This is a genomic window from Nocardia sp. JW2, from assembly GCF_051843015.1.
Taxonomy (GTDB): Bacteria; Actinomycetota; Actinomycetes; order Mycobacteriales; family Mycobacteriaceae; genus Nocardia; species Nocardia coubleae.
This window is the reverse complement of the sequence record NZ_JBPXLK010000023.1, coordinates 24679-46400: the sequence shown is the minus strand read 5'-3', so window position 1 is coordinate 46400 and position 21722 is coordinate 24679. Positions and strand designations below refer to the sequence as shown.

Here is a 21722-nt window from a genome sequence, read left to right as displayed (position 1 = left end):
CGTAGGTCGCGCCTAATTGCCGACAAGACCAGGCCGAGACCCTCTGTCAGGTGCGCAGCGCCAGAGTCAGGTCGGCGGGGTCGGTGACGGGGAGGTCGCAGATCGAGCCTCGGCAGACGTAGGCGGCGGGGTGGCCGTCGACGAGGGGGCGGTCGGTGAGCAGTGGCGCGGCGTCCGGGGGTGCGGCCAGCACGATCGAGCCGCCCGGTGCGGCCGTGCGGGCGGCTGCCAGGAGTTCCATGGTGGCCGAGGTCTTTTCGGTTGCGGCGATGGCCACCTGGAACGGGCCGCGGACGGCGGCTTCGGCGACGGCGAGCCAATGGCCCGCGGTGCGTGGCGCGCGGTCGAGCAGGAGCGCGCCGCGGGCGAGGGTGTGGTCGGCCAGTTCGCGGTAGTGGACGGCGCGGTCGGGATCGGCGACGGCCGAGGCGGTGAGCAGAGCCTCGGCGAGGGCCGAGGTGCCCGAGGGGGTGGCGCCGTCGATGGGGTCGCGGGGGCGGGTCACCAGGGTTTCGGCGTCGTCGGCGGTGTCGAACCAGCTGCCGGGACGGTCGGGGTCGGCGAAATGCTCGATCGCCGCGTCGAGGATCACCTGGGCGGCGGCGAGCCAATCGGGTTCGCCGGTGGCCTGGTACAGAGCGAGCAGACCGGTGGTGAGCCAGGCGTAGTCCTCGAGCACAGCGGGTGGGACGCCCGCGACACCGTCGAGGGAGGCGCGGCGCAGGCGTCCGTCGACGAGGTGCACGTCGAGCAGGAAACGCGCGCACCGCACGGCCGCCGCCACCCAGGACGGTTCCTCCAGCGCCGCACCGGCTTCCGCGAGCGCGGTGATGGCCATCCCGTTCCAGGCGGTGACCACTTTGTCGTCGCGCGCCGGTTGCGGGCGCTCGGCGCGGATCCGGAACAGCTCGGCGCGCAACCGATCGAACCGGGCCGACTGTTCGGCGTCGACCGGGTCGCTGTGGCGGGTGAGCACGGAGGTGCCCTGTTCGAAGTTGCCCGCCGTGGTGACACCGAACGCGTCGGCGGCCCACATGCCGTCGAGCGGGCCGAGTTCGCCGACCAGCTCGGCGGGCGTCCACACATAGGTGGCGCCCTCTACACCCGGACCGCCCGGCTCGAGGTGGGTGTCGGCGTCGAGCGCGGAGGCGAATCCGCCCTCGGCGGTGCCGAGGTCGGCGAGCAGGAATTCGACCGTCTCGCGGGAAACCCTGTGCGGCAACGATTCCAAGGGGGTCGCCGGTGCGCGTCTGGCCAGGTGAGCGTAGGCGCGCAACAGCAGGGCGTTGTCGTAGAGCATCTTCTCGAAGTGCGGCACAAGCCAATTCGCGTCGACCGCGTATCTGGCGAACCCGCCGCGCAACTGGTCGTAGATACCGCCGCGCGCCATCGCCTCGGCCGCGCGCTCCACCAGGTCGAACACGGCCTGGTCACCGGTGCGTTCCCAATGCCGCAGCAGGCCCTCGAGCATCGCCGACGGCGGGAACTTCGGTGCCCCACCGAATCCGCCGTGTACCCGGTCCTCGTCGGCGGCGACGGCGAGGACCGCTTTGTCGAGAAGTTCGGTGGTGAGGGCGATCTCGCCGTCCGGCAGGCCGGTCGCCTGCGCACGCAATGCCTCGGTGACCTGGTCGGCGGCCTTGTCCACCTCGTCGCGGCGGTTGCGCCACGTCTCGGTGATGGCTGTGAGCAACTGGGTGAACGAGGGCATCCCGCCGCGCGGTTGCTTGGGGTAGTAGGTGCCGCAGTAGAACGGCGCACCGTCGGGGGTGAGGAAGCAGGTCATCGGCCACCCGCCCTGCCCGGTCATGGCGACGGTCGCGGTCATGTACACCGCGTCGAGGTCGGGGCGTTCCTCCCGGTCGACCTTCACGCACACGAAGTCGGCGTTCATCTGCTCGGCGGTCGCCGCGTCCTCGAACGACTCGTGCGCCATCACATGGCACCAGTGACACGACGCGTACCCGACCGAGAGCAGGATCGGCACATCCCGCTCGGCCGCCTCGGCCAGTGCATCGGCATCCCACTCCCGCCAATGCACCGGGTTGTCGGCGTGCTGACGCAGATACGGCGAAGTCGCGCTACCCAACCGGTTCACGCTGCCAGCGTGCCACACACGCGGAGACAGTGCCGACAACCATCAGCGGCGGGTTTCCACCGCGCGAACCGTCATGGTGGCGACGGCGACCAGCACGGCGGCTACCGCGACGAAAACGATCTGCGGCCGGTCCGTCGTCGCATCCCCGGCCAGCAGATATCCCGCGATATTGATCAACCAGTGCCCAACCGAGGCGACCAGCACACGTTGACCGAAACTCCCCGTGCCCAGATAGCCGAGCACCATCGCGAACGCCATCGTCGCCACGAAGAAGCACCCCGCGACCACCGGCCCGGCCGTGAAGGCCTGGATATGCCACAACGCCCACACCGCCCCGGTCACCGACACCGCCCCCAACCTGGCCATCCGCGATTCGAGCATCGGCTGCATCAGCCCGCGCCAGCCGATTTCCTCCCCACCGGCACCCAGCAACTGCACCACGAGAAACACGACGAACGGCACACTCCCGACAGCCGCAGCCCCCACGGTGGCCGTCCCCGACACAACCGCCGCCACCATCAGCATCGACCAGTACCCGACACACACCGCGACCATCGCCGCGACATTCCCCGCCACCCGCCGGCCGGAAACCGCAGCCGGGAGCACCGCAGCGACGGTCTTCCGGAACACCAGCCAGGTGACCAGCGCACCGACTGCCGGGGCGAACTGAACCAGCGAAAGCACGGCCCGATCTATCCCCGAAAGCGGTTGCACCGCAAGGAAGAACACCGAAGCGGCAAGGGTGGTCGCAACGTAAACACCGATCGCAACCTTCACCCCACCTGCCGTTCGCTTCATGTCGGCATGACTCGGGGAGGTGTCGGCGATACGCACGTGACCACCTTGACTGTCCCCACCCAGCCACACATCACACCGCAGTCCGATTCAGTTGTTGTACCGCAGCGCTATTGACAAGTTCCTGCTCCGCCCCAGCACCTCAGAGCGCGACAACCTCGAGCATGCTCTCCAGCCCCTTGAAATCGGAGGCGTTGCGTGTGTAGAGCGGAAGCGAGTTCGCCGACGCGATCGCCGCGATGAGCAGGTCCATCCGCCGAGGACGTGGGTCCCGGTTCGCGGCGATGGTGAGCGCGACCAAAGTTCCGTACCGAGTCGCCGCGGCTTCGTCGAACGGCAGCGGGTCGAATTCGACGATCGCGGCGCCGAGTTGCTCCGAACGCTCGGCCCGGCTCACCGGATCCTTGGCCATCGCGATGCCTTGATTGAGTTCAGCCAGGGTGATGGCGGTGATCTCCGGAGTCTCCGGAAGATCGCTCGGGTCGAGCGATCCGAGGTCGAGGTAGGCGCACGTATCGAGAACCCCCGCCGGATGCCTGACGCTCACCGGCCGCTCCAGGGGTCGTCGTCGCCGATCCTGTCCTCGGTGCCGAAGAATTCGTCGGCTTCCCGACGCATCGCGGCATAGTCCACCCGGGGCAGACCACGATGCCGTGCGACCAGTTCTTCCGCGCTGCGGCGCCGACGCCGGCTGACCGGCCGCACCTCGGCGATCTCGACACCGTTTCGGGTGACCAGGATGGTCTCGCCCGCCTCCACGGCATCCATGATCGCCGCGGAATTGTTCCGCAGCTCGCGCTGACTGATCTGCCTCATAGGTCAAGTGTAGCCCTGCGTGCTACACCGGGCTACACCCTTGGCTCGCAGTGAGGGGGTAGCGAACTTTTTCCGGAGCACCGGTGCGCCGCTCACCGGGACCACCACCGAAACGGCTGTTGGGCGGGGCGTAGGTGGGGCATTATTGGGGGCGAAGGCCCTGATAGCGACCGGACAGGAACCCCATGGCACCGCAGCTGACGCTCTCCGCGCAGCGGGCTGCGCTGGAGCGGGAGTGGGCGCAGTGGGTGCCTGCGGGGGAATCGGCGCTCGGGCGGAGTTCCGGGGTGCGGGCCGAGGTGGCGCAGTCGTGGTTGCGGTCGTTGCGGACGGTGGATCCTGGGCGCGATTGCGCGCCCGAGAGCGAGACGGATATCGGGCCGAAGTGGGCCGAGTCGCCGCTGCGTGGGCCGGTGAGCGAGTTGAAGGACCAGTTGCACAGCGTGGCCGACGACGCGGGGTATGTGGCGGCGGTGACCGATGCTTCGGGGACGATTCTGTGGACCTACGGCGGGCCGGTCATGCGGCGGCGGGCCGAGCAGGTGAACTTCGCGCCGGGTGGGCGGTGGGACGAGGCGCATATGGGGACGAACGCGCTATCGCTGGCGTTGCGCACCGATCGGCCGCACACCGTGTTCTCGGCCGAACATCTCGTCGCCGCCCTGCACGGCTGGGTCTGCTACTGCGCGCCGATCCGCGCGGCTGACGGCACACTGCTCGGTGTGCTCGACCTGTCGACCACCTGGAAACGCTCCCACCCGCTGGCCATGGCCACCGTGCGCACCATGACCAGTGCCATCGAAGCCAAACTGCACGCGGCCACACCCGCACCGGCGGGCATGCGGCTGACCTGCCTCGGCACCGGCCGGTTGATGCGCGACGGCACCCCGATCCGGTTGCGCCCACGTCAGCTCGAGATCCTCACCCTGCTCGCGCTGAGCGACGACGGCTACAGCCACGAACGCCTGCACTACGCCGTCTACGGTGACCGCGCGGTCGGCGCGAGCACCCTGAAATCGGAGATGTCGTACCTGCGCCGCGCCACCGGTGGCGACATCACCAACCGCGTCTACCGCTTCACCACTCCCCTGTCCTGCGACGCGCTCGACGTGCTGCGCGCCCTGGAATCCGGCGACCTCGACACCGCCGTCCGGCTGTATCACGGTCCGCTGCTTCCGGATTCGGAAACACCCGGCATCACCGAATGGCGCGGCTACCTCGCCGTCGCCATGCGCAACGCGGTCCTGGCCAGCCCCGACCCCCACCACGCCCTCACCTACGGCGAAGCCGCCCCCGACGACATTGCCGTCCACGAACACGCCCTCCTGCTGCTCCCGGTCCGCGACCCCCGCCGAGCTGTAGCCACCGCCCGCCTGCACAGCGCGCAGAGGGCATAGGCCGCCGCAGCGCAAGAGCCGTTTTCCGGGCCGTGATCACCGGCATCGGGCGCCACGAGATCCGCTCTCAACGTTTCATCAACCCTCGGGGTGGATAGTGATGGGCGTCACGCATTACCGGAACCAGCGAGGAGTTTCCGCACATGATCTACGCCAAGCCGGGCGCCGAGGGCAGCATCGTCAGCTACGCCCCCAGGTATGACAACTTCATCGACGGCAAGTGGGTTCCGCCGGTCGAAGGCCGGTACTTCGAGAACACCTCGCCGGTGGACGGTCAGCCGTTCTGCGAGATCGCCCGTTCCACCGCCGCCGACATCGAGCTGGCCCTCGATGCCGCGCACCGCGCCGCCGACGCCTGGGGCGCCGCCTCCGCCGCCGAGCGCGCCAATATCCTCAACAAGATCGCCGACCGCATCGAGTCGAATCTCGAGGCCCTGGCTGTCGCCGAGACCTGGGACAACGGCAAACCGGTTCGCGAAACCCTCGCCGCCGACCTGCCGTTGGCGGTGGACCACTTCCGCTACTTCGCCGGTGCGCTGCGCGCGCAGGAGGGCGGGATCAGCGAGGTCGACGGCGACACCATCGCCTACCACTTCCACGAGCCGCTCGGCGTTGTCGCCCAGATCATTCCGTGGAACTTCCCGATCCTGATGGCCACCTGGAAGCTGGCGCCCGCGCTGGCCGCCGGTAACGCGGTGGTGCTCAAGCCCGCCGAGCAGACACCGGCCTCGATCATGAAGGTCGTGGAGCTGATCGCGGATCTGCTGCCGCCGGGAGTTCTCAACGTGGTCAACGGTTTCGGGGTGGAGGCGGGCAAGCCGCTCGCGTCCAGCCCGCGCGTGGCCAAGGTCGCCTTCACCGGTGAGACCACCACCGGCCGGCTCATCATGCAGTACGCCAGCGAGAACATCATCCCGGTCACCCTGGAGCTGGGCGGCAAGAGCCCCAACATCTTCCTGCCCGATGTGATGGCCGCCGACGACGACTACCTCGACAAGGCCGTCGAGGGTTTCGTGATGTTCGCGCTGAACCAGGGCGAGGTGTGCACGTGTCCGTCGCGGGCGCTGATCGCGTCGTCGATCTACGACGAGTTCATGGAACGCTGCGTGCAGCGCACCAAGGCCATCGTCAGCGGCAACCCGCTCGACGAGGCGACCATGATCGGCGCGCAGGCCAGCAACGACCAGTTCGAGAAGATCCTGTCCTACATCGACATCGGCAAGAAGGAAGGCGCCGAGGTACTCACCGGCGGCGCGGTCCGCGCTGTCGACGGCCTGGACGGCGGCTTCTACATCGAGCCGACGATCTTCAAGGGCAGCAACGACATGCGCGTGTTCCAGGAGGAGATCTTCGGCCCGGTCGTCGCGGTGACCACCTTCGACTCCACCGACGAGGCACTGAAGATCGCCAACGACACCCTCTACGGTCTCGGCGCGGGCGTATGGACGCGGGACATGAACACCGCCTACCGCCTCGGCCGCGGCATCAAGGCGGGCCGGGTGTGGACGAACTGCTACCACGCCTACCCGGCGCACGCGGCGTTCGGCGGCTACAAGAAGTCCGGCATCGGCCGCGAGAACCACAAGATGATGCTCGAGCATTACCAGCAGACCAAGAATCTGCTGGTCAGCTACTCGCCGCAGAAGCTCGGCTTCTTCTGATGGCGCGCCGCTGATGGTCCGACGAGTAGACCTCACCGACAAGGCGGCGACGCTGCTCCGTGACCTGACCGGGCTGCACGGCCCGGTCATGTTCCACCAGTCCGGCGGCTGCTGCGACGGCAGCTCCCCCATGTGCTACCCACGCGGTGAATTCCGCGTGGGTCGCTCGGACGTGCTGCTGGGATATCTGCCCGGTGACATCCCGTTCTGGATGAGTGCGGACCAGTTCGAATACTGGAAGCACACCCATCTCACCGTCGACGTGGTGCCGGGCCGGGGCAGCGGTTTCTCGCTGGAAGCCCCCGAGGGCGTGCGGTTCCTGATCCGTTCACGCCTGCTCACCGACGAGGAGGTGGCGGAGCTGGATTCCCAGCCGCCGCCACCCACCGGTGACACCGTTTCACCGTGATGTGAAACACCAACTATCACACTGTTTCCGCAGGTCGGCGGCGCTTGATACGCGCCGCTGATCTGCGGGATCCACGGCCGTAACAGTCGTCAACCATTCTTCAACCCTCGACGATCACCGTTGCCGTCGCTACGCGCTTGTTTGTTGATGAGGAGCTTTACCTGTGAGTACCGACGCCGTTCCCGCCCCCACCGCCGACCCACCCGCCGACGACTATCTCGCCAAACGTACTCTGCGGTCCGGCACCGCCGGCTGGGTGCTGCTGGCGGGTCTCGGCGTGAGCTACGTGATCTCCGGCGACTATTCCGGCTGGAATTTCGGCCTGGCCGAAGGCGGATTCGGTGGCCTGCTGATCGCCTCGGTGATCATCGCCGGCATGTATCTGGCCATGGTCCTCGGCATGGCCGAACTGTCCTCGGCGCTGCCCGCCGCGGGCGGTGGCTACACCTTCGCCCGGCGCGCACTCGGGCCCTGGGGTGGGTTCGCTACTGGCACAGCGGTTCTCATCGAATACGCGATCGCGCCCGCCGCCATCGCCACCTTCATCGGCGCCTATGTGGAATCGCTGAACTTGTTCGGGATAACCGACGGCTGGTGGGTGTACCTGGCGGTGTACGCGCTGTTCATCGGCATCCATCTCGGTGGCGCGGGTGAGGCGCTCAAGGCGATGTTCGTGATCACCGCGATCGCACTGGTCGGCCTGGTCGTGTTCGCGATCGCGGCGGTCGGCCGGTTCGATGCCGCCAACCTGACGAACATCGCGCCCGACGCGGCGGCCACCGGCTCCTCGGCGTTCCTCCCGTTCGGCTACCTGGGCATCTGGGCGGCGATCCCGTTCGCCATCTGGTTCTTCCTCGCCGTCGAAGGCGTGCCGCTGGCCGCAGAGGAAGCCCGTGAACCGGAGAAGAACGTGCCCAAGGGCATCATCGTGGCGATGCTGATGCTAATGGTCACCGGCGCGGTGGTGCTGTTCCTGGTGACCGGTGCGCTCGGCGCCCAGGACGCCTCCGCCTCGGGCAACCCGCTGGTCGAGGCGCTCGGCGACAGCCCGGCGGCCAAGGTCGTCAACTACATCGGCCTGGCCGGACTCGTTGCCAGCTTCTTCTCCATCGTCTACGCCTACTCGCGCCAGACTTTCGCGCTCTCCCGCGCCGGGTACCTGCCGACCAGCCTGTCGGTGACCAACTCCCGCAAGGCGCCGATGCTCGCGCTCGTCGTGCCCGGCATCATCGGCTTCGCCCTCTCGCTCACCGGCGAGGGAGCCATGCTGCTCAACATGGCCGTGTTCGGCGCGGCGGTGAGCTACGTGCTGATGATGGTGAGCCACATCGTGCTTCGCGTCCGTGAACCGAACATGCCCCGCCCTTACCGGACCCCCGGCGGCATCGCCACCACCTCGTTCGCGCTGGTGATCGCGGCCGCCTCGGTGGCGGCGACCTTCCTGGTCGACCCGAAGGCGGCGCTGTTCACCCTCGGCGTGTTCTGCGCCTTCATGGCGTACTTCGGCCTCTACAGTCGCCACCACCTGGTCGCCAAGTCGCCCGACGAGGAATTCGCCGCGCTGGCGAAAGCCGAAGAGGAACTCGAGTGATCCGCTGACCGTTGTCCCCCGCTCGGCCGTGTCTGCCGAGCGTCAACCACGCACTCGCGAGAGGAGGACGGCGCCGACCGGCGCCGCACTTCGATGACGAAGTACCGCAGCACCATCGACGTCACCACCTACACCTTCGACGGACTGGTCGACCTGCTGGCCAAGGCCACCCCGCTGCGCAGCGGGGACCAGCTCGCCGGCTGTGCGGCCGACACGGACGCCGAGCGCGCGGCCGCGCAGTGGGCGCTGGCGGAAGTGCCGCTGCGGACCTTCCTCACCGAGGTGGTCGTGCCCTACGAGTCCGACGAGGTCACCCGCCTGATCATCGACAGCCACGATCGCGCGGCCTTCGCGCCGATCGCGCATCTCACCGTCGGTGGGCTGCGCGACTGGTTGCTCGCCGTCGCCGCGACCGACGACGCGGCGGCGACCCTGACCGCCGTCTCGCCCGGTCTCACCCCGGAAATGGTTGCCGCGGTCAGCAAGATCATGCGCAACCAGGACCTGATCGCGGTGGCCAGGGCCGCCACGGTGACGTCGGCGTTCCGCACGACGATCGGCCTGCCCGGCCGGTTGAGCACCCGCCTGCAACCCAACCACCCCACCGACGACCCGCGCGGGATCGCCGCCGCCACCCTCGACGGCCTGCTGCTCGGTTGCGGTGACGCGGTGATCGGCATCAACCCGGCAACCGATTCACCCCAGGCCACCGCCGACCTGCTGCACCTGCTCGACGAGGTGCGCCTGCGATTCGACATCCCCACCCAGTCGTGCGTGCTCTCCCACGTCACCACCACCATCGGCCTGGTCGAGGCGGGTGCTCCGGTGGACCTGGTCTTCCAGTCCATCGCGGGCACCGAGGGCGCCAATTCCGGGTTCGGCGTGAACATCTCGCTGTTGCGCGAGGGGAACGAGGCGGGTCGATCGCTGCGGCGCGGCACGGTCGGCGACAACGTGATGTACCTCGAGACCGGGCAGGGTTCGGCGCTGAGCGCGAATGCCCATCTGGGCGTGGGGAATCGGCCGGTCGACCAGCAGACGCTGGAAGCGCGCGCCTACGCCGTGGCCCGCGATCTCGAGCCGCTGCTGGTCAACACGGTGGTCGGCTTCATCGGGCCCGAGTACCTCTACGACGGCAAGCAGATCATCCGCGCTGGGCTCGAGGACCACTTCTGCGGGAAGTTGCTCGGCCTGCCGATGGGCGTCGATGTCTGCTACACCAACCACGCCGAAGCCGACGCCGACGACATGGACACCCTGCTCACCCTGCTCGGCGCGGCGGGCTGCGCGTTCGTCATCGCGGTGCCCGGTGCCGACGACGTGATGCTCGGCTACCAGAGTCTGAGCTTCCACGACGCCCTCTATGTCCGCAAGGTCCTCGACCTGCGCCCCGCACCGGAATTCGAGGCGTGGTTGTCGGGACTCGGCATGCTCGACGCGAAAGGCAGACTGCGCCAAGTGGAACCGCTGTCCTCTCCCCTGCGCGCACTGGCGGGCACCCGATGAGCGGCTCGAACTCGCCGCGCGAAGCCGAGATCGTGCGAGATACGGCGGCCGTGCCGGAGACGAGCAATAGTTCCGAAACTGATGTTTCCCAAGACTTCTGGGCTCAGTTGCGCAGCACCACCCAGTCCAGGATCGGACTCGGCCGCACCGGCAACGCCCTGCCGACCAGCGAGGTGCTCGCCCTGCGCGCAGCCCACGCCGCCGCCAGGGACGCCGTGCACGAACCGCTGGCTGTCGACGAATTCGCCACCCGCATAGCCGAACTCGGGCTCGGCGAGCCGGTGACGGTGACGAGTAAGGCCGCCTCCCGCTCGGAGTACCTGCGCCGCCCCGATCTCGGCAGGCTCCCCGCCGACCTGTCACCGATCACCCACGGCGACTTCGATATCGGCATCGTCCTCGCCGACGGCCTGTCTCCCCGCGCACTCACCGACCACGGCGCGGGCCTGCTGTCCGCGCTGGCAGGCGAACTCGGCGGCTACACCATCGCCCCACCCGTGATCGCCACCCAGGCGCGGGTGGCGCTGGGCGACCACATCGCCGAGGCCATGGGCGTGCGGACCCTGCTCGTCGTGATCGGGGAACGGCCCGGTCTGTCCGTGGCCGACAGCCTCGGCATCTATCTCACCCACGCGCCACGCCCCGGCCGTGCCGATGCCGAACGCAACTGTGTGTCCAATATCCACCCACCGGACGGTCTGGCCTATGCCGATGCGGCACGGGTGGTTGCCGGGCTCGTCGCGGGCGCCCGTGCACTCGGCCGCTCCGGAGTCGACCTCAAGGACACCTCACGTGCCCTCACCGGATCGGACGAGACCAGTCTCACGGTCGGTGACCCAGACACCTGACCGTTCGACATGATTCCAAGCCGTTCGCTCAATAGAGTGAACCCATGATCCGCACCGCCGCCCTCGCCCATGTTCGCGACCGCAGGCTGATCCAGACGCGCCCGGAAGGCAAGGATGTCTTCTACATGGCGGGCGGCAAGATCGATCCCGGCGAGACCCCTTTACAAGCTCTGCATCGCGAGATCGAGGAGGAGCTCGGCGTGGGTCTGGACGGTGTGTCCGAGCTCGGCATCTTCGAGGCCGAGGCGTTCGGCCACGGCCGCAACACCCCGCTGCACATGACGTGTTTCCTCGCCGACCTCACCGGCGAACCGCAGGCCACCGGGGAAATCGCCGAATTCCGGTACTTCACGGTGAGCGAATACGCGGGCATGACCCAGGTGGCGCCGGGTTCGATGATGGTATTCCGCCGCCTGCACGAACTCGACCTCATCGACTGGTGATCGCGGCGGCAACGATTGCGTCTCGGGCGAAACGAACCCGCCACCTGCGGCGATCCCTTAGCTGTGACGATGACCCAGCCGACGGCTTCCGACATGACACCGTCCGAGCGCCGGGCTGCTCTGCGGCAGCTGATCATCGCGTTCGGCTTGATCAACAAGACCATCGAGCTCAGTGCCAGCGGCGCGCCACGACAGATCGCCGAACATGCCGAGGCCGCTCGCGATCTGATCGGTGAACTGGTGGCCGATCTGGCCCGTTAGGTCGCCGCCGGTTTCGGCGGTTCGGTGCCGTCGCCGGTGTCCGGGATCGCGCCCGGGTCGGTGCCTTCGTCGGCCTTCTGGTCCGGTTCGGGATGTTCGGGTTCGAATGTCTCCGGCAGGCCCTTGAGGTGTTTGTTCATCGAACGAACCAGCAGGACGGTGCCGGCCAGCAGGATCAACACGATCAGCAGGCCGAGCGGGGAGGCCTTGCCGAACTCCGGGCCGGTCGGGGTGCCGGGGTCTTGTGCGAGGAGAGCCAGAATCACCGGTCGGCGTCCTCGATACCGGCGAACAGGTCGGTCTCCGGGATGGCGGTGGATACTCTGGTCTTGGCCAATTCGAACTCCTCGGTCGGCCACAGCCGCTGCTGCATCTCCAACGGGATCGCGAAGAACGCGCCGTTGGGATCGATCTGGGTCGCGTGCGCGCGCAGGGCGTCGTCACGCTGGGGGAAGTATTTCGAGCACTCGATCTGCGTGGTGACCCGGGCCATGATGTCGCCGCGCGCCGCCGCGTACTGACGCATCCGGTCCAGCCATTCCTGCAGCGGGAACGGCTTGCCCTCACGCTCGAACTCGGCGGCGAAGGTTTCCAGGCGCTTCTGGCTGAAGCCGTGGTCGTAGTACAGCTTCAGCGGGGTCCACGGTTCGCCCGCGTCGGGGAACGCCTCCGGGTCGCCCGCCGCGTCGAACGCGGCCACCGACACTTCGTGGCAGCGGATGTGGTCGGGGTGCGGGTAACCGCCGGTCTCGTCGTAGGTGGTGATCACGTGCGGTTTGAACTCGCGCACCACCTTCACCAATGCCTCGGTGGCCTCCTCGAGCGGGACCAGGGCGAAGCAACCCTCGGGCAGCGGCGGCAGCGGGTCGCCCTCGGGCAGACCGGAGTCGACGAAACCGAGCCACTGCTGGCGCACACCGAGCGCGTGGGCGGCCGCGGCCATCTCCTCGCGCCGGATCTCCTCGATCCGGTCGAGAACACCCGGGGTGTCCATGGCCGGGTTCAGGATGCTGCCGCGTTCGCCACCGGTCAGGGTGACGACAAGGACGTCGACGCCCTCGGCCGCGTACCTGGCCGTGGTCGCGGCGCCCTTGCTCGATTCGTCGTCGGGGTGGGCGTGCACCGCCATGAGGCGAAGGCCACTCACGTCTCGTTCACCATCGCTCTCGCTCGCGGGTGTCAGAACTACAGTCCCTATAGTTCCATCCGACCCCACTTTTGTTCCGACCACCCCCGGGAGCGAGAACCGATGACCGAGCCCGCACCGCACTCCGCCGCGAGCTCGGCCGCCTCAGCAGCGCGACACGCCGAACGGTATGGCACAAAACCACCGGTGCGTCGCCCCTGGGTGCTCGCTTTGCTCGGTGTCGGCGTGGTGGTCGCCGGCTTCGTGGTCGCCTATCTCGGTTTCCAGAAATACGGCCCGAAGGCGATCGAGACCGAGCAGCTCGGTTACGTGGTCGTCGACGACTCCACGCTGGAGATGCGGGTGAAGGTGACTCGCGACGAGCCGGGCAACGCCGTGGTGTGCTTCGTACGGGCGATGGACCGTGACGGTGCCGAAGTGGGCAGGCGCGAGATCCTCGTGCCCGGCTCGGAGGCGACCAGCGTGCAGGTGAGCACCACGGTCAAGGCATCGAGCCGCCCCTCGGCGGGCGACATCTACGGCTGCACCGAGGACGTGCCCAGCTATCTGCGGCTGCGCTGACACCGCGCGATCGGCCCTGACCTGCATCTTTGTGAGACATGCTAAAATAGCTGGATACACGGTTCCGGGGCTCGGAGCCGTGTTTGCTGCATTGGCGGCCAGCGATGCTGTTTCCGGGTTACGGGTTCACCCCCAGGATCGCTCCAGCCGTCGGGCTGGTGCATGCCCTCCTACCGGGGGCGTGGCGCCGGTTTCAGGGAATCCCGGTGCGCCGGGAACAACTACTAGGGAGTGATCGAGATGACCGAGAATGTGACCTGGCTTACCCAGGAGTCGCACGACAGGCTCAAGAGTGAGCTGGACTCGCTCATTGCCAATCGTCCGGTCATTGCCGCCGAGATCAACGAGCGTCGCGAAGAAGGCGACCTCAAGGAGAACGGTGGCTACCACGCCGCGCGTGAGGAGCAGGGTCAGCAGGAGGCGCGCATCCGCCAGCTGCAGGAGCTGCTCAACAACGCCAAGGTCGGCGTGGCACCCACCAAGTCCGGTGTGGCACTGCCCGGTTCGGTCGTCACCGTCTACTACGACGGCGACGAGAGCGACACCGAGACCTTCCTGATCGCCACCCGCGAAGAGGGCCTCGGCGCCACCGATCTCGAGACCTACTCGCCGAACTCCCCGCTCGGCGGCGCGCTGATCGACGCCAAGGTGGGCGAGACCCGCGAATACACGCTGCCCAACGGCAACACCATGAAGGTGACCCTGGTCAGCGCGGAGCCCTACCACGGCTGAACACGGCCGCCTCGAGCCCCGTGAAATAGAACCCGAACGCAAGCGGCCGCACCCGGATACCGGATGCGGCCGCTTCGTCATTCTCTGGTCCCCGCTCAGCTCAGCGCTTGTTCGATGTCGGCGAGCAGGTCGCTGATGTCCTCGATACCCACCGAGAGCCGCACCAGGTCCGCTGGCACCTCCAGGGCCGAGCCCTCGGTGCTGGCGTGGGTCATGGCGCCCGGGTGCTCGATGAGCGACTCGATGCCGCCCAGCGATTCGGCGAGGGTGAAGATCGTGGTGCGCGAGCAGAACTTCAGTGCCGCCTCCCGGCCACCGGCCAGGCGAACCGAGATCATGCCGCCGCTGCGGCGCATCTGCTTCTGCGCGATCTCGTAGCCGGGGTGCGTGGGCATGCCCGGGTAGATCACCTTCGAGATAGCGGGGTGGTTCGAGAGGAACTCCGCGATCACCTCGGCGTTGTCGCAGTGCTTCTCCATGCGCACGGCGAGGGTCTTGATGCCGCGCAGGGTGAGGAAGGCGTCGAACGGGCCGGGCACCGCGCCCGCGCCGTTCTGCAGGAACGCGAAGGCCTTGTCGAGTTCCTCGTCGTTGGTGATGAGCGCGCCGCCGACGACATCGGAGTGACCGCCGAGGTACTTGGTGGTCGAGTGCACGACGATGTCGGCGCCGAGCAGCAGCGGCTGCTGCAGGTACGGGGTGGCGAAGGTGTTGTCGACGACGAGCTTGGCGCCCGCCGCGTGGGCGATGTCGGCCAGGGCGGGGATGTCACCGATGCTCAGCAGCGGGTTGGTCGGCGTCTCGATCCACACCAGTTTGGTGTTGGGGCGGATGGCCGCGCGGACCTCGTCGAGGTTGGCGATGTGGGCGGGCGAGTGCTCGATGCCCCACTGGCTGAACACCTTGTCGATGAGCCGGAAGGTGCCGCCGTAGGCGTCGTCGGGGATGACGATGTGGTCGCCGGGGCGCAGCACCGCGCGCAGCGCACAGTCGGTCGCGGCCATACCCGAGGCGAAGGCGCGACCGTAGCTGCCCGATTCGAGGGCGGCGAGGTTGGCTTCCAGTGCCGTGCGGGTCGGGTTGCCGGTGCGCGCGTACTCGTAGCCTCCACGCATGCCGCCGACGCCGTCCTGGGCGAAGGTGGAGCTCGCGTAGATGGGGACGTTCACCGCACCGGTCTGAGGATCGGGTTCATATCCGGCGTGCACGGCCCTGGTCGAGAATCCCAGCTCACTCATGGACTCAGACTAGATGCCCGGATCCGGCCGGTCGCGCACGGGTATCACGCCTGCACGAAGTGCCCGATTCGGTGACGGTGCCACGGTTAAGCTGACGCCATGGTGACCGTGGAAGAGTTGTTCGCGATCGATGCGTTGCTGTCCCCGGAGGAGCGTGAGATCCGGGATACCGTCGCCCGATTCGGCGAGAAACGACTTCGCCCGCACATCGCGGAGTGGTTCGAGGCGGGCACCTTCCCCGCCCGCGACATCGCACCCGAGCTCGGCAAGCTCGGACTGCTCGGCATGCACCTCGAGGGGTACGGCTGCGCGGGCGCGTCGGCCACCGCCTACGGCCTGGCCTGTCAGGAACTCGAGGCCGTGGACTCCGGTGTGCGCAGCATGGTGTCGGTGCAGGGCTCACTCGCCATGACGGCCATCCACTTCTTCGGGTCCGAGGAGCAGAAGCAGCAGTACCTGCCCGCCATGGCGGCCGGTGAGCTGATCGGCTGCTTCGGGCTCACCGAACCCGACTACGGCTCCAACCCCGGCGGCATGCGCACCCGCGCGCGCCGCGACGGTGACGACTGGGTGCTCAACGGGTCGAAGATGTGGATCACCAACGGCTCCGTCGCCGATATCGCCGTGGTGTGGGCCTATGCCGAGGAGCCCGGCGACGACAAGCCACGGGTGCGCGGGTTCCTCGTACCGGCAGGCACCCCCGGATTCACTACCCGGGAGATCCACCGGAAATTGTCGCTGCGCGCATCCCTCACCGCCGCACTGGATTTCGATGACGTACGCCTGCCCGCCGACGCGGTACTTCCCGAGTCACGCGGGTTGAGTTCGCCGCTGGCGTGCTTGAGCGAGGCGCGGTTCGGCATCGTCTTCGGTGCGCTGGGTGCCGCCCGCGACTGCCTCGCCGCCGCCGTCGACTACGCCCGCACCCGCGAGGTGTTCGACAAGCCGCTGGCCGGCTACCAGCTCACCCAGGCCAAGCTGGCCGACATGGCGCTCGAGCTCGGCAAGGGACAGCTGTTGGCCCTGCACCTCGGCCGGTTGAAGGACCGACACGAGATCACGAGCGAACAGATCAGCGCCGGCAAGCTCAACAGCACGCGTGAGGCGATCCGCATCGCCCGCGAATGCCGCACGATTCTCGGTGCCAACGGGATCACCCTCGACTACCCGGTGCTGCGGCACGCGAACAACCTGGAGTCGGTGCTGACCTACGAGGGCACGGCCGAGGTGCATCAACTGGTGCTGGGCAAGGCGCTCACCGACGCGAACGCTTTCCGCTAGGCCGGTCGACTCGACGGCCGGATCAGTCCGTCGAGTCGGCGGTCGCGGGGCGGATCATTCCGCCGGCGAAGACGAGGGTGAGCGTGAGGGCGACCACGGTGAGCACCGTGAGAGCGAGCGGGAGGGTGAGGCCGAGGGGAACCCCGAGGGCGGTGAGCGCGGCGACTCCGCCGCTACCCCAGAGGAAAGCCGCGACGAATCGGCCGAGCACCCGCGCGTAAGGCCGGTGCCGCAGCAGCCCCGTGACACCGGAGCGCGCCGTGTAACCGGCGCCCGCGGCGACGACAGGGTTCGCCCACAGCAGCTGAACCGCCGAATCGGTGACGTGCACCGTAGATCCTTTCGCTCGCCGAGCTGGTTTGCCGAAAGTTCTCCCGAATCGGTTATACCCGCCCAGAATCCATCGGTGCGGCACTTCACGCAAGTCTGTGCACAGGATCGTAAAGTTGCGCCGCGTTCGCCGCTCTATGACGGATTCGCTACCATCTGGTGGTGTTTTCGCTCGGCCCCGCACTGCTCGAAATTTCGGCACGGCGACATCTGCGACAGTTGAACATCGAATACGGCGTCCCCGCGGCCGCCGCCGCGGCGCAGCACCCAGGGGTGCTGGCGCAGCTGGACCAGCACGCCGCCGCCGTCCGCGACATTCTCGAGTACGGGGTCGAGGAGGCGGCGCGGCTTCCGCTCGCCATCCTGCTGGCCGGATACGTGCGCGGGCTGCTCGATCAGGTGGTCGCGGAGCGAGCGGGTGTGTTCGCGGGGGTGGCGCCGCAGACCTGGCACGACGCCGACTGGCTGCAGTACCGGCTCGCGGCCGTCTGCCACCACGCCGGCGCCTGAAACCGGAATCGGCGCTCCGCCACCGAAGCGGTGACGGAACGCCGGCGCCGGTTGGTTCCTACCTCGCGGTTTCCCCGCCCCAGCCGGGCTGCTGGCCCGTCTGCGGGTAGCCACCGGCCTGCGGGCTGCCGCCCGCGCCGGGAGTCGCCCATTCCTGCTGGGTCTGCTGGGTGTGCGAACCCGGCACCCGCTGACCCTCGCGCGTCACGTCCTCACGACCGCGCTGGTAGGCCTGGGCCTCACCCTTGAGCGCGGGCATCTCCGATTCCAGGTTGCCGAGCCAGCTGCTCCAGCGCTGCTCCATGGGCCGGACCAGGCCGCCGCCCACGCCGACGACGAGGATGCCGCCGATCGTGGCGAGCACCGCGATCAGGATCGGGGTGGTCACCGTGGTGGCGACACCGATCTGGTTCAGGGCCGCGATGATGCCGATCGCCCAGATGAAGACCGAGGCGATCTTGCCGAGCAGCGAACCGTAGGACAGGCCGCCGAGCGCGTTGGTGACCAGTTCGCCGACCGCGTGCGCGACCGCACCCGCGATCACCACGATCACGATCGCCACCGCCGCCTTCGGCAGCCAGGCCACGATGCCGGTGAGCAGGTCACTGACCGGGTTGGGGCCGAACACACCGAAACCGATCTGCAGCGCGATCAGCAGGATCGCGTAGTAGGCCAGCTTGGCCAGCAGATCAGAGGCGTCGTACTTGCTCTTGGCCATCATCTTCTTGATCTGGCCGCGCTCGACCAGCCGGTCGAAACCGACCCGCTCGAGCACCGCGTTCACCACCTTCGCCACTACTTTCGCGATGATCCAGCCGATCAGCAGGATGGCGATGAAGGCAACCAATTTCGGCACGAATTGCGCTACCGAACTCCAAGCGTCATTGAAGCCTTGCTGGAAGTCGATCGCGACGACGGAGTTGTCCACAGCACTTCCTTTCGCTCTTCCCGCCCGATTTGCCGAGAGTGTCATCGGAGGCTTACCCCCATGAATCGGTCCGAACCAGCCGGTTGCGAGAAAGTTGCCTACTTTCTCGCACGTGGGATGAGCCACACGATCCGCTCTTGCGCTCGGAGCCATCGCGGCCCAGTCTGTAAGTAAGTGGTTACTTACAGCAGGAGGTGCCGGTGACGCCGTCGACGCGCGAGCGGATCATGACCGAGGCGCTGCGGTTGTTCGGTGAGCAGGGGTTCGCCAAAACCTCGGTGGCTCAGATCGAGCGGGCGGCGGGGTTGTCCAGCGGTGCCGGCGGGCTCTACCGGCACTTCCGGTCCAAGGACGAGCTGCTGGTCGAGGCGGTGTCGTCGCGGCTGTCCGAACGCGGCGCGTGGGAACCGCTGCTCGCGCCGAACACCTCGATCGCGGCGGCGCTCGCGCCGTCGGGCAGCACCGTCGACAAGCTGACAGCGCTGTGCCGGATCGGCTTGGCGCGAATGGACCACGACCGTGACGTGAGCCGGATCCTGATGCGGGACAACTCGATTCCCGAAGGTTTGCTCGAAGTGTTCCGGCAGCAGGAGTACGCGACGGTGATGCGGGTGATCACCGGCGTACTCACCGAACTGGCCGGCTCCACACGGCGCGAACAGGATTGGGAGGCCACGGCCGCCGTGGTCGCCGGGGCAGTCGCCCACTACTGGCTCATCCGCGACATCTTCGACGGCGCCCACCCCGCCGATGTCGACGCCGAACGCTACCTGAGAGCAACCGCAGAGATGATCGCCGCCCGGCTCGACCGCGCGGACCACGAGGAACAGGACCGAGGATGAACACACCCATCACAGTCATCGGCGGCGGACTCGCCGGACTCACCGCGGCGATCGCCGCCGCCGAAGCAGGAGCGACCGTTCGCCTCTACGAGGCACATGCCACGCTCGGCGGCCGGGCCCGCGCCATCACCGGACCGTATGTCGCACACGACGGTGCGCACGTCTTCTATGCCGACGGACCGCACTACGCCTGGCTGAAGAAGCGCGGCTTCGTCACCGGGCTCGGTTGGCCCTCACCGGTGGACGCCGCGAAGCTCGGCTTCCGTGCGGACGGCAGACTGCGCCGGGTGCCACCGATAGGGATGCTGCGGGCGCAGTCACGCAAGTGGCTGAAGGCACCGGTCGACGTCGACTTCCACACCTGGGCCGCGCAGCGCTGGGGCGAGCACACCGCCACCCAACTGGCCAACGCGATCAGCGTGCTCACCTACGACGCCGACACCGGCCGCCTGTCCGCCGCCTTCGTCTGGGAACTCTTCCAGCGCGCACTCGGACCCAAGGTTCCGGCTGTGCGGTGGGTGCGTGGCGGCTGGCAGCGCACCGTCGACCGGATGGTCGCGCGCGCGGGCGAACTCGGTGTGGCCATCGAAACCGGTTCGCGCGTGGACACATTGCCCACCGACGGCCCCGTCATCGTCGCTACCGAACTCGAAGCGGCGCGACGGCTGCTCGGTGACGAAAGCCTCCATGCCACCGGCGGTTTCGCCGCCCTCCTCGATATCGCCGTCACCCGGGACCGGCGCGACCGCAGCATCGTCTTCGACCTGGACGAAGGCGGCTTCCACGAGTCCTACACCATGCAGGACGACTCCATCGCTCCCGCGGGCGAATCCCTCTACCAGCTCCAGATGCCCGTCCGCCCGGGCGAATCCCGCGATGCCGCCCACCACCGCCTCGAAGCCTTCGCCGACGCCACCATCCCGGACTGGCGCTCCCGCAAGACCTTCCACCGCAAAGCCACCGCGAAGAACCGCACCGGCGCCCTCGACCTCCCGGGCACCACCTGGCGCGACCGTCCGGCCGTCGACCGGGGCAACGGGGTGTACCTGGCCGGTGACATGGTCGCCGCGCCCGGCATGCGCGGGGAGATCTCCATCAACAGCGCGTTGATCGCCGCCGAGTCGGCGGTGGCCACCCTGCGCACACGAACAGTCAGCGGGGCGTGAAATTCGGTTGCGAACCGAATAGACCGGGTTCTAGCGTGATCCGCATGTCGTGCCCCGTATTCATCCGCATCCGCCACGCCCGGGCTCTGGCCCGCTAGCGGACGCGGATCTGCACTCTCGCGTCCACCGGCGCGCCCAGGGCCCATCGAGACTCTTCCGACTCGATGACCCGAAGGGGCAACTGCCGTGGCGCAGGACCATTCACACAAGAACTATTCACACACCCAGCGCAAGGTCACCGCGCGTGGGGGCCGCCGTACGTCGCGTGACCCGAACAGAAGAACGCTGTCACAGAACTTCCTGGTGGATCCACATGCGGTCGAACTACTGATGACCGTCGCAGATTCAGCCGGTACCGTGCTCGAACCCGGTGCGGGCGAGGGCGTGCTCACCCGGGCACTCGCCCGGCGCGGGGCCGAGGTCACCGCCTACGAAATCGATCCACTGCTCGCGGCCAAGCTCTCGGCCCAGACCAGGGGCGAGCACGGAATCCAGGTGGTCCGAGGCGATTTCACCAACGCCAAGGCGCCACGCACCGAGTTCGCGGTGGTCGGCAACATCCCGTTCTCGGCCACCGCACGGATCGTGGACTGGTGCCTGAGCGCACCGGCCCTCACCTCGGCGACCCTGCTCACCCAACGCGAGTACGCCCGCAAACACACCGGCGACTACGGAAGATGGAGCCTGACAACCGCCCTGACCTGGCCGTGGTTCGACTGGCAACTACGCGGCCACATCCCCCGCACGAGTTTCCGCCCGATCCCGGCAGTCGACGCCGCCATCCTGCGACTCGACCGCCGACCGACACCCCTTGTCTCCCATCGCGACTCCTACACCGAACTGGTACGCACCGCATACTCCGGAATCGGCGGCTCGGTCGGTACCGCGCTGCGAAGGCGCTACCAGGGAGTGGACACGGCCCTGCACAGCGCAGGCATCGCCCACGACACGGTGGTCGCCTATGTCCACCCGGAGCAGTGGGTGAACCTACACTCCGCGTTGGGTTGACCGACGTCCCGCAGGGCGGTCCACAGCGACCGCCCTGCGGGACTTCATCGTCACTCTGATCGCGCCGCCGTTTCGCTGCCTGCTCACCCCAGACGATGTTGCGCAGCACGACGCCGAGCGTGCTCGGCGTCCACTCCCGTCAGCTCCTCAGCTC

General features: G+C 68.0%; 24 protein-coding genes. 15 read left to right on the top strand and 9 right to left on the bottom strand.

Features of this window, described 5'->3' with window-relative positions:
* Positions 1 to 46 precede the first annotated feature (46 nt).
* The 4 genes from ACSVDM_RS25305 to ACSVDM_RS25290 form a co-directional block, all read right to left on the bottom strand.
* Positions 47 to 2098: a thioredoxin domain-containing protein gene (locus ACSVDM_RS25305; protein WP_439268364.1), complete on the bottom strand. Its 2052-nt coding sequence runs from the start codon at positions 2096 to 2098 to the stop codon at positions 47 to 49.
* A 42-nt stretch (positions 2099 to 2140) separates the two neighbouring features.
* Entirely contained in the window at positions 2141 to 2782 is a 642-nt protein-coding gene (locus ACSVDM_RS25300) for a CPBP family intramembrane glutamic endopeptidase (protein WP_439268363.1), read from the bottom strand.
* A gap of 253 nt (positions 2783 to 3035) precedes the next feature.
* Complete coding sequence (locus ACSVDM_RS25295; RefSeq protein WP_439268362.1) at positions 3036 to 3440, bottom strand: type II toxin-antitoxin system VapC family toxin; 405 nt, start codon at positions 3438 to 3440, stop codon at positions 3036 to 3038.
* On the bottom strand, positions 3437 to 3709 hold the full coding sequence (locus ACSVDM_RS25290) for a type II toxin-antitoxin system Phd/YefM family antitoxin (protein WP_181696607.1): 273 nt from the start codon (positions 3707 to 3709) through the stop codon (positions 3437 to 3439). The genes ACSVDM_RS25295 and ACSVDM_RS25290 overlap by 4 nt, the downstream gene beginning before the upstream one ends.
* 185 nt (positions 3710 to 3894) lie before the next feature.
* Here ACSVDM_RS25290 and ACSVDM_RS25285 point away from each other — a divergent pair, with 185 nt between their 5' ends.
* The 8 genes from ACSVDM_RS25285 (at position 3895) to ACSVDM_RS25250 (ending at position 11825) form a co-directional block, all read left to right on the top strand.
* Entirely contained in the window at positions 3895 to 5106 is a 1212-nt protein-coding gene (locus ACSVDM_RS25285; protein ID WP_439268361.1) for a transcriptional regulator, read from the top strand.
* A gap of 143 nt (positions 5107 to 5249) precedes the next feature.
* Positions 5250 to 6767: an aldehyde dehydrogenase gene (adh, locus tag ACSVDM_RS25280; RefSeq protein WP_067485636.1), complete on the top strand. Its 1518-nt coding sequence runs from the start codon at positions 5250 to 5252 to the stop codon at positions 6765 to 6767.
* A gap of 13 nt (positions 6768 to 6780) precedes the next feature.
* Positions 6781 to 7176, top strand: coding sequence for a DUF779 domain-containing protein (locus ACSVDM_RS25275; RefSeq protein ID WP_067637832.1), 396 nt, complete (start codon positions 6781 to 6783; stop codon positions 7174 to 7176).
* Between the two features lie 163 nt (positions 7177 to 7339).
* Positions 7340 to 8767: an ethanolamine permease gene (gene eat, locus ACSVDM_RS25270; RefSeq protein WP_439268360.1), complete on the top strand. Its 1428-nt coding sequence runs from the start codon at positions 7340 to 7342 to the stop codon at positions 8765 to 8767.
* Positions 8768 to 8860: 93 nt separating this feature from the next.
* Entirely contained in the window at positions 8861 to 10273 is a 1413-nt protein-coding gene (locus ACSVDM_RS25265; RefSeq protein ID WP_439268359.1) for an ethanolamine ammonia-lyase subunit EutB, read from the top strand.
* Positions 10270 to 11121 carry an ethanolamine ammonia-lyase subunit EutC gene (eutC, locus tag ACSVDM_RS25260; RefSeq protein WP_439268358.1) on the top strand — a complete coding sequence of 284 codons (852 nt, stop codon included), beginning with the start codon at positions 10270 to 10272 and terminating at the stop codon, positions 11119 to 11121. The genes ACSVDM_RS25265 and eutC overlap by 4 nt, the downstream gene beginning before the upstream one ends.
* A gap of 44 nt (positions 11122 to 11165) precedes the next feature.
* Complete coding sequence (locus tag ACSVDM_RS25255; protein ID WP_067485630.1) at positions 11166 to 11564, top strand: NUDIX hydrolase; 399 nt, start codon at positions 11166 to 11168, stop codon at positions 11562 to 11564.
* A gap of 69 nt (positions 11565 to 11633) precedes the next feature.
* A complete protein-coding gene (locus ACSVDM_RS25250; protein WP_067485629.1) occupies positions 11634 to 11825 on the top strand; it encodes a hypothetical protein in 192 nt (63 codons plus the stop codon).
* Here the strand turns inward: ACSVDM_RS25250 and ACSVDM_RS25245 are convergent.
* Positions 11822 to 12091, bottom strand: a complete 270-nt coding sequence (locus ACSVDM_RS25245) for a hypothetical protein (protein WP_067485627.1) — start codon at positions 12089 to 12091, stop codon at positions 11822 to 11824. The genes ACSVDM_RS25250 and ACSVDM_RS25245 overlap by 4 nt on opposite strands.
* Entirely contained in the window at positions 12088 to 12954 is an 867-nt protein-coding gene (gene mca, locus ACSVDM_RS25240; protein WP_133733926.1) for a mycothiol conjugate amidase Mca, read from the bottom strand. The genes ACSVDM_RS25245 and mca overlap by 4 nt, the downstream gene beginning before the upstream one ends.
* Before the next feature lie 204 nt (positions 12955 to 13158).
* On the opposite strand from mca, the gene ACSVDM_RS25235 reads away from it, so the two are divergent.
* Complete coding sequence (locus ACSVDM_RS25235; RefSeq protein ID WP_439268357.1) at positions 13159 to 13533, top strand: DUF4307 domain-containing protein; 375 nt, start codon at positions 13159 to 13161, stop codon at positions 13531 to 13533.
* A gap of 240 nt (positions 13534 to 13773) precedes the next feature.
* A complete protein-coding gene (greA, locus tag ACSVDM_RS25230) occupies positions 13774 to 14265 on the top strand; it encodes a transcription elongation factor GreA (protein ID WP_067485978.1) in 492 nt (163 codons plus the stop codon).
* 95 nt (positions 14266 to 14360) lie between these two features.
* Here the strand turns inward: greA and ACSVDM_RS25225 are convergent, their stop codons facing one another.
* Positions 14361 to 15503 carry a cystathionine gamma-synthase gene (locus ACSVDM_RS25225; RefSeq protein ID WP_067637836.1) on the bottom strand — a complete coding sequence of 381 codons (1143 nt, stop codon included), beginning with the start codon at positions 15501 to 15503 and terminating at the stop codon, positions 14361 to 14363.
* Positions 15504 to 15602: 99 nt separating this feature from the next.
* On the opposite strand from ACSVDM_RS25225, the gene ACSVDM_RS25220 reads away from it, so the two are divergent.
* The gene (locus tag ACSVDM_RS25220; RefSeq protein ID WP_439268356.1) at positions 15603 to 16784 is read left to right on the top strand and encodes an acyl-CoA dehydrogenase family protein; all 1182 of its coding nucleotides are present in this window, start codon (positions 15603 to 15605) and stop codon (positions 16782 to 16784) included.
* Positions 16785 to 16806: 22 nt separating this feature from the next.
* On the opposite strand, the gene ACSVDM_RS25215 is transcribed toward ACSVDM_RS25220, so the two are convergent.
* The gene (locus tag ACSVDM_RS25215; RefSeq protein WP_067637840.1) at positions 16807 to 17115 is read right to left on the bottom strand and encodes a hypothetical protein; all 309 of its coding nucleotides are present in this window, start codon (positions 17113 to 17115) and stop codon (positions 16807 to 16809) included.
* Between the two features lie 161 nt (positions 17116 to 17276).
* On the opposite strand from ACSVDM_RS25215, the gene ACSVDM_RS25210 reads away from it, so the two are divergent.
* Positions 17277 to 17624 carry a DUF6401 family natural product biosynthesis protein gene (locus ACSVDM_RS25210; RefSeq protein ID WP_067485976.1) on the top strand — a complete coding sequence of 116 codons (348 nt, stop codon included), beginning with the start codon at positions 17277 to 17279 and terminating at the stop codon, positions 17622 to 17624.
* A 58-nt stretch (positions 17625 to 17682) separates the two neighbouring features.
* Here ACSVDM_RS25210 and ACSVDM_RS25205 read toward each other — a convergent pair whose 3' ends face one another.
* Positions 17683 to 18552: a mechanosensitive ion channel family protein gene (locus ACSVDM_RS25205; protein WP_439268355.1), complete on the bottom strand. Its 870-nt coding sequence runs from the start codon at positions 18550 to 18552 to the stop codon at positions 17683 to 17685.
* Between the two features lie 200 nt (positions 18553 to 18752).
* Between ACSVDM_RS25205 and ACSVDM_RS25200 the strand changes: the two genes are divergently transcribed.
* From ACSVDM_RS25200 to erm, 3 genes are all read left to right on the top strand, one after another.
* Positions 18753 to 19394 (top strand): TetR/AcrR family transcriptional regulator, encoded by a 642-nt coding sequence (locus tag ACSVDM_RS25200; RefSeq protein WP_439268354.1) that lies wholly within the window; start codon positions 18753 to 18755, stop codon positions 19392 to 19394.
* Positions 19391 to 20560, top strand: coding sequence for an FAD-dependent oxidoreductase (locus ACSVDM_RS25195; protein WP_439268353.1), 1170 nt, complete (start codon positions 19391 to 19393; stop codon positions 20558 to 20560). Before ACSVDM_RS25200 ends, ACSVDM_RS25195 begins: the two co-directional genes overlap by 4 nt.
* A 285-nt stretch (positions 20561 to 20845) precedes the next feature.
* Complete coding sequence (gene erm / locus ACSVDM_RS25190) at positions 20846 to 21568, top strand: 23S ribosomal RNA methyltransferase Erm (protein ID WP_439268394.1); 723 nt, start codon at positions 20846 to 20848, stop codon at positions 21566 to 21568.
* Positions 21569 to 21722: the final 154 nt, after the last annotated feature.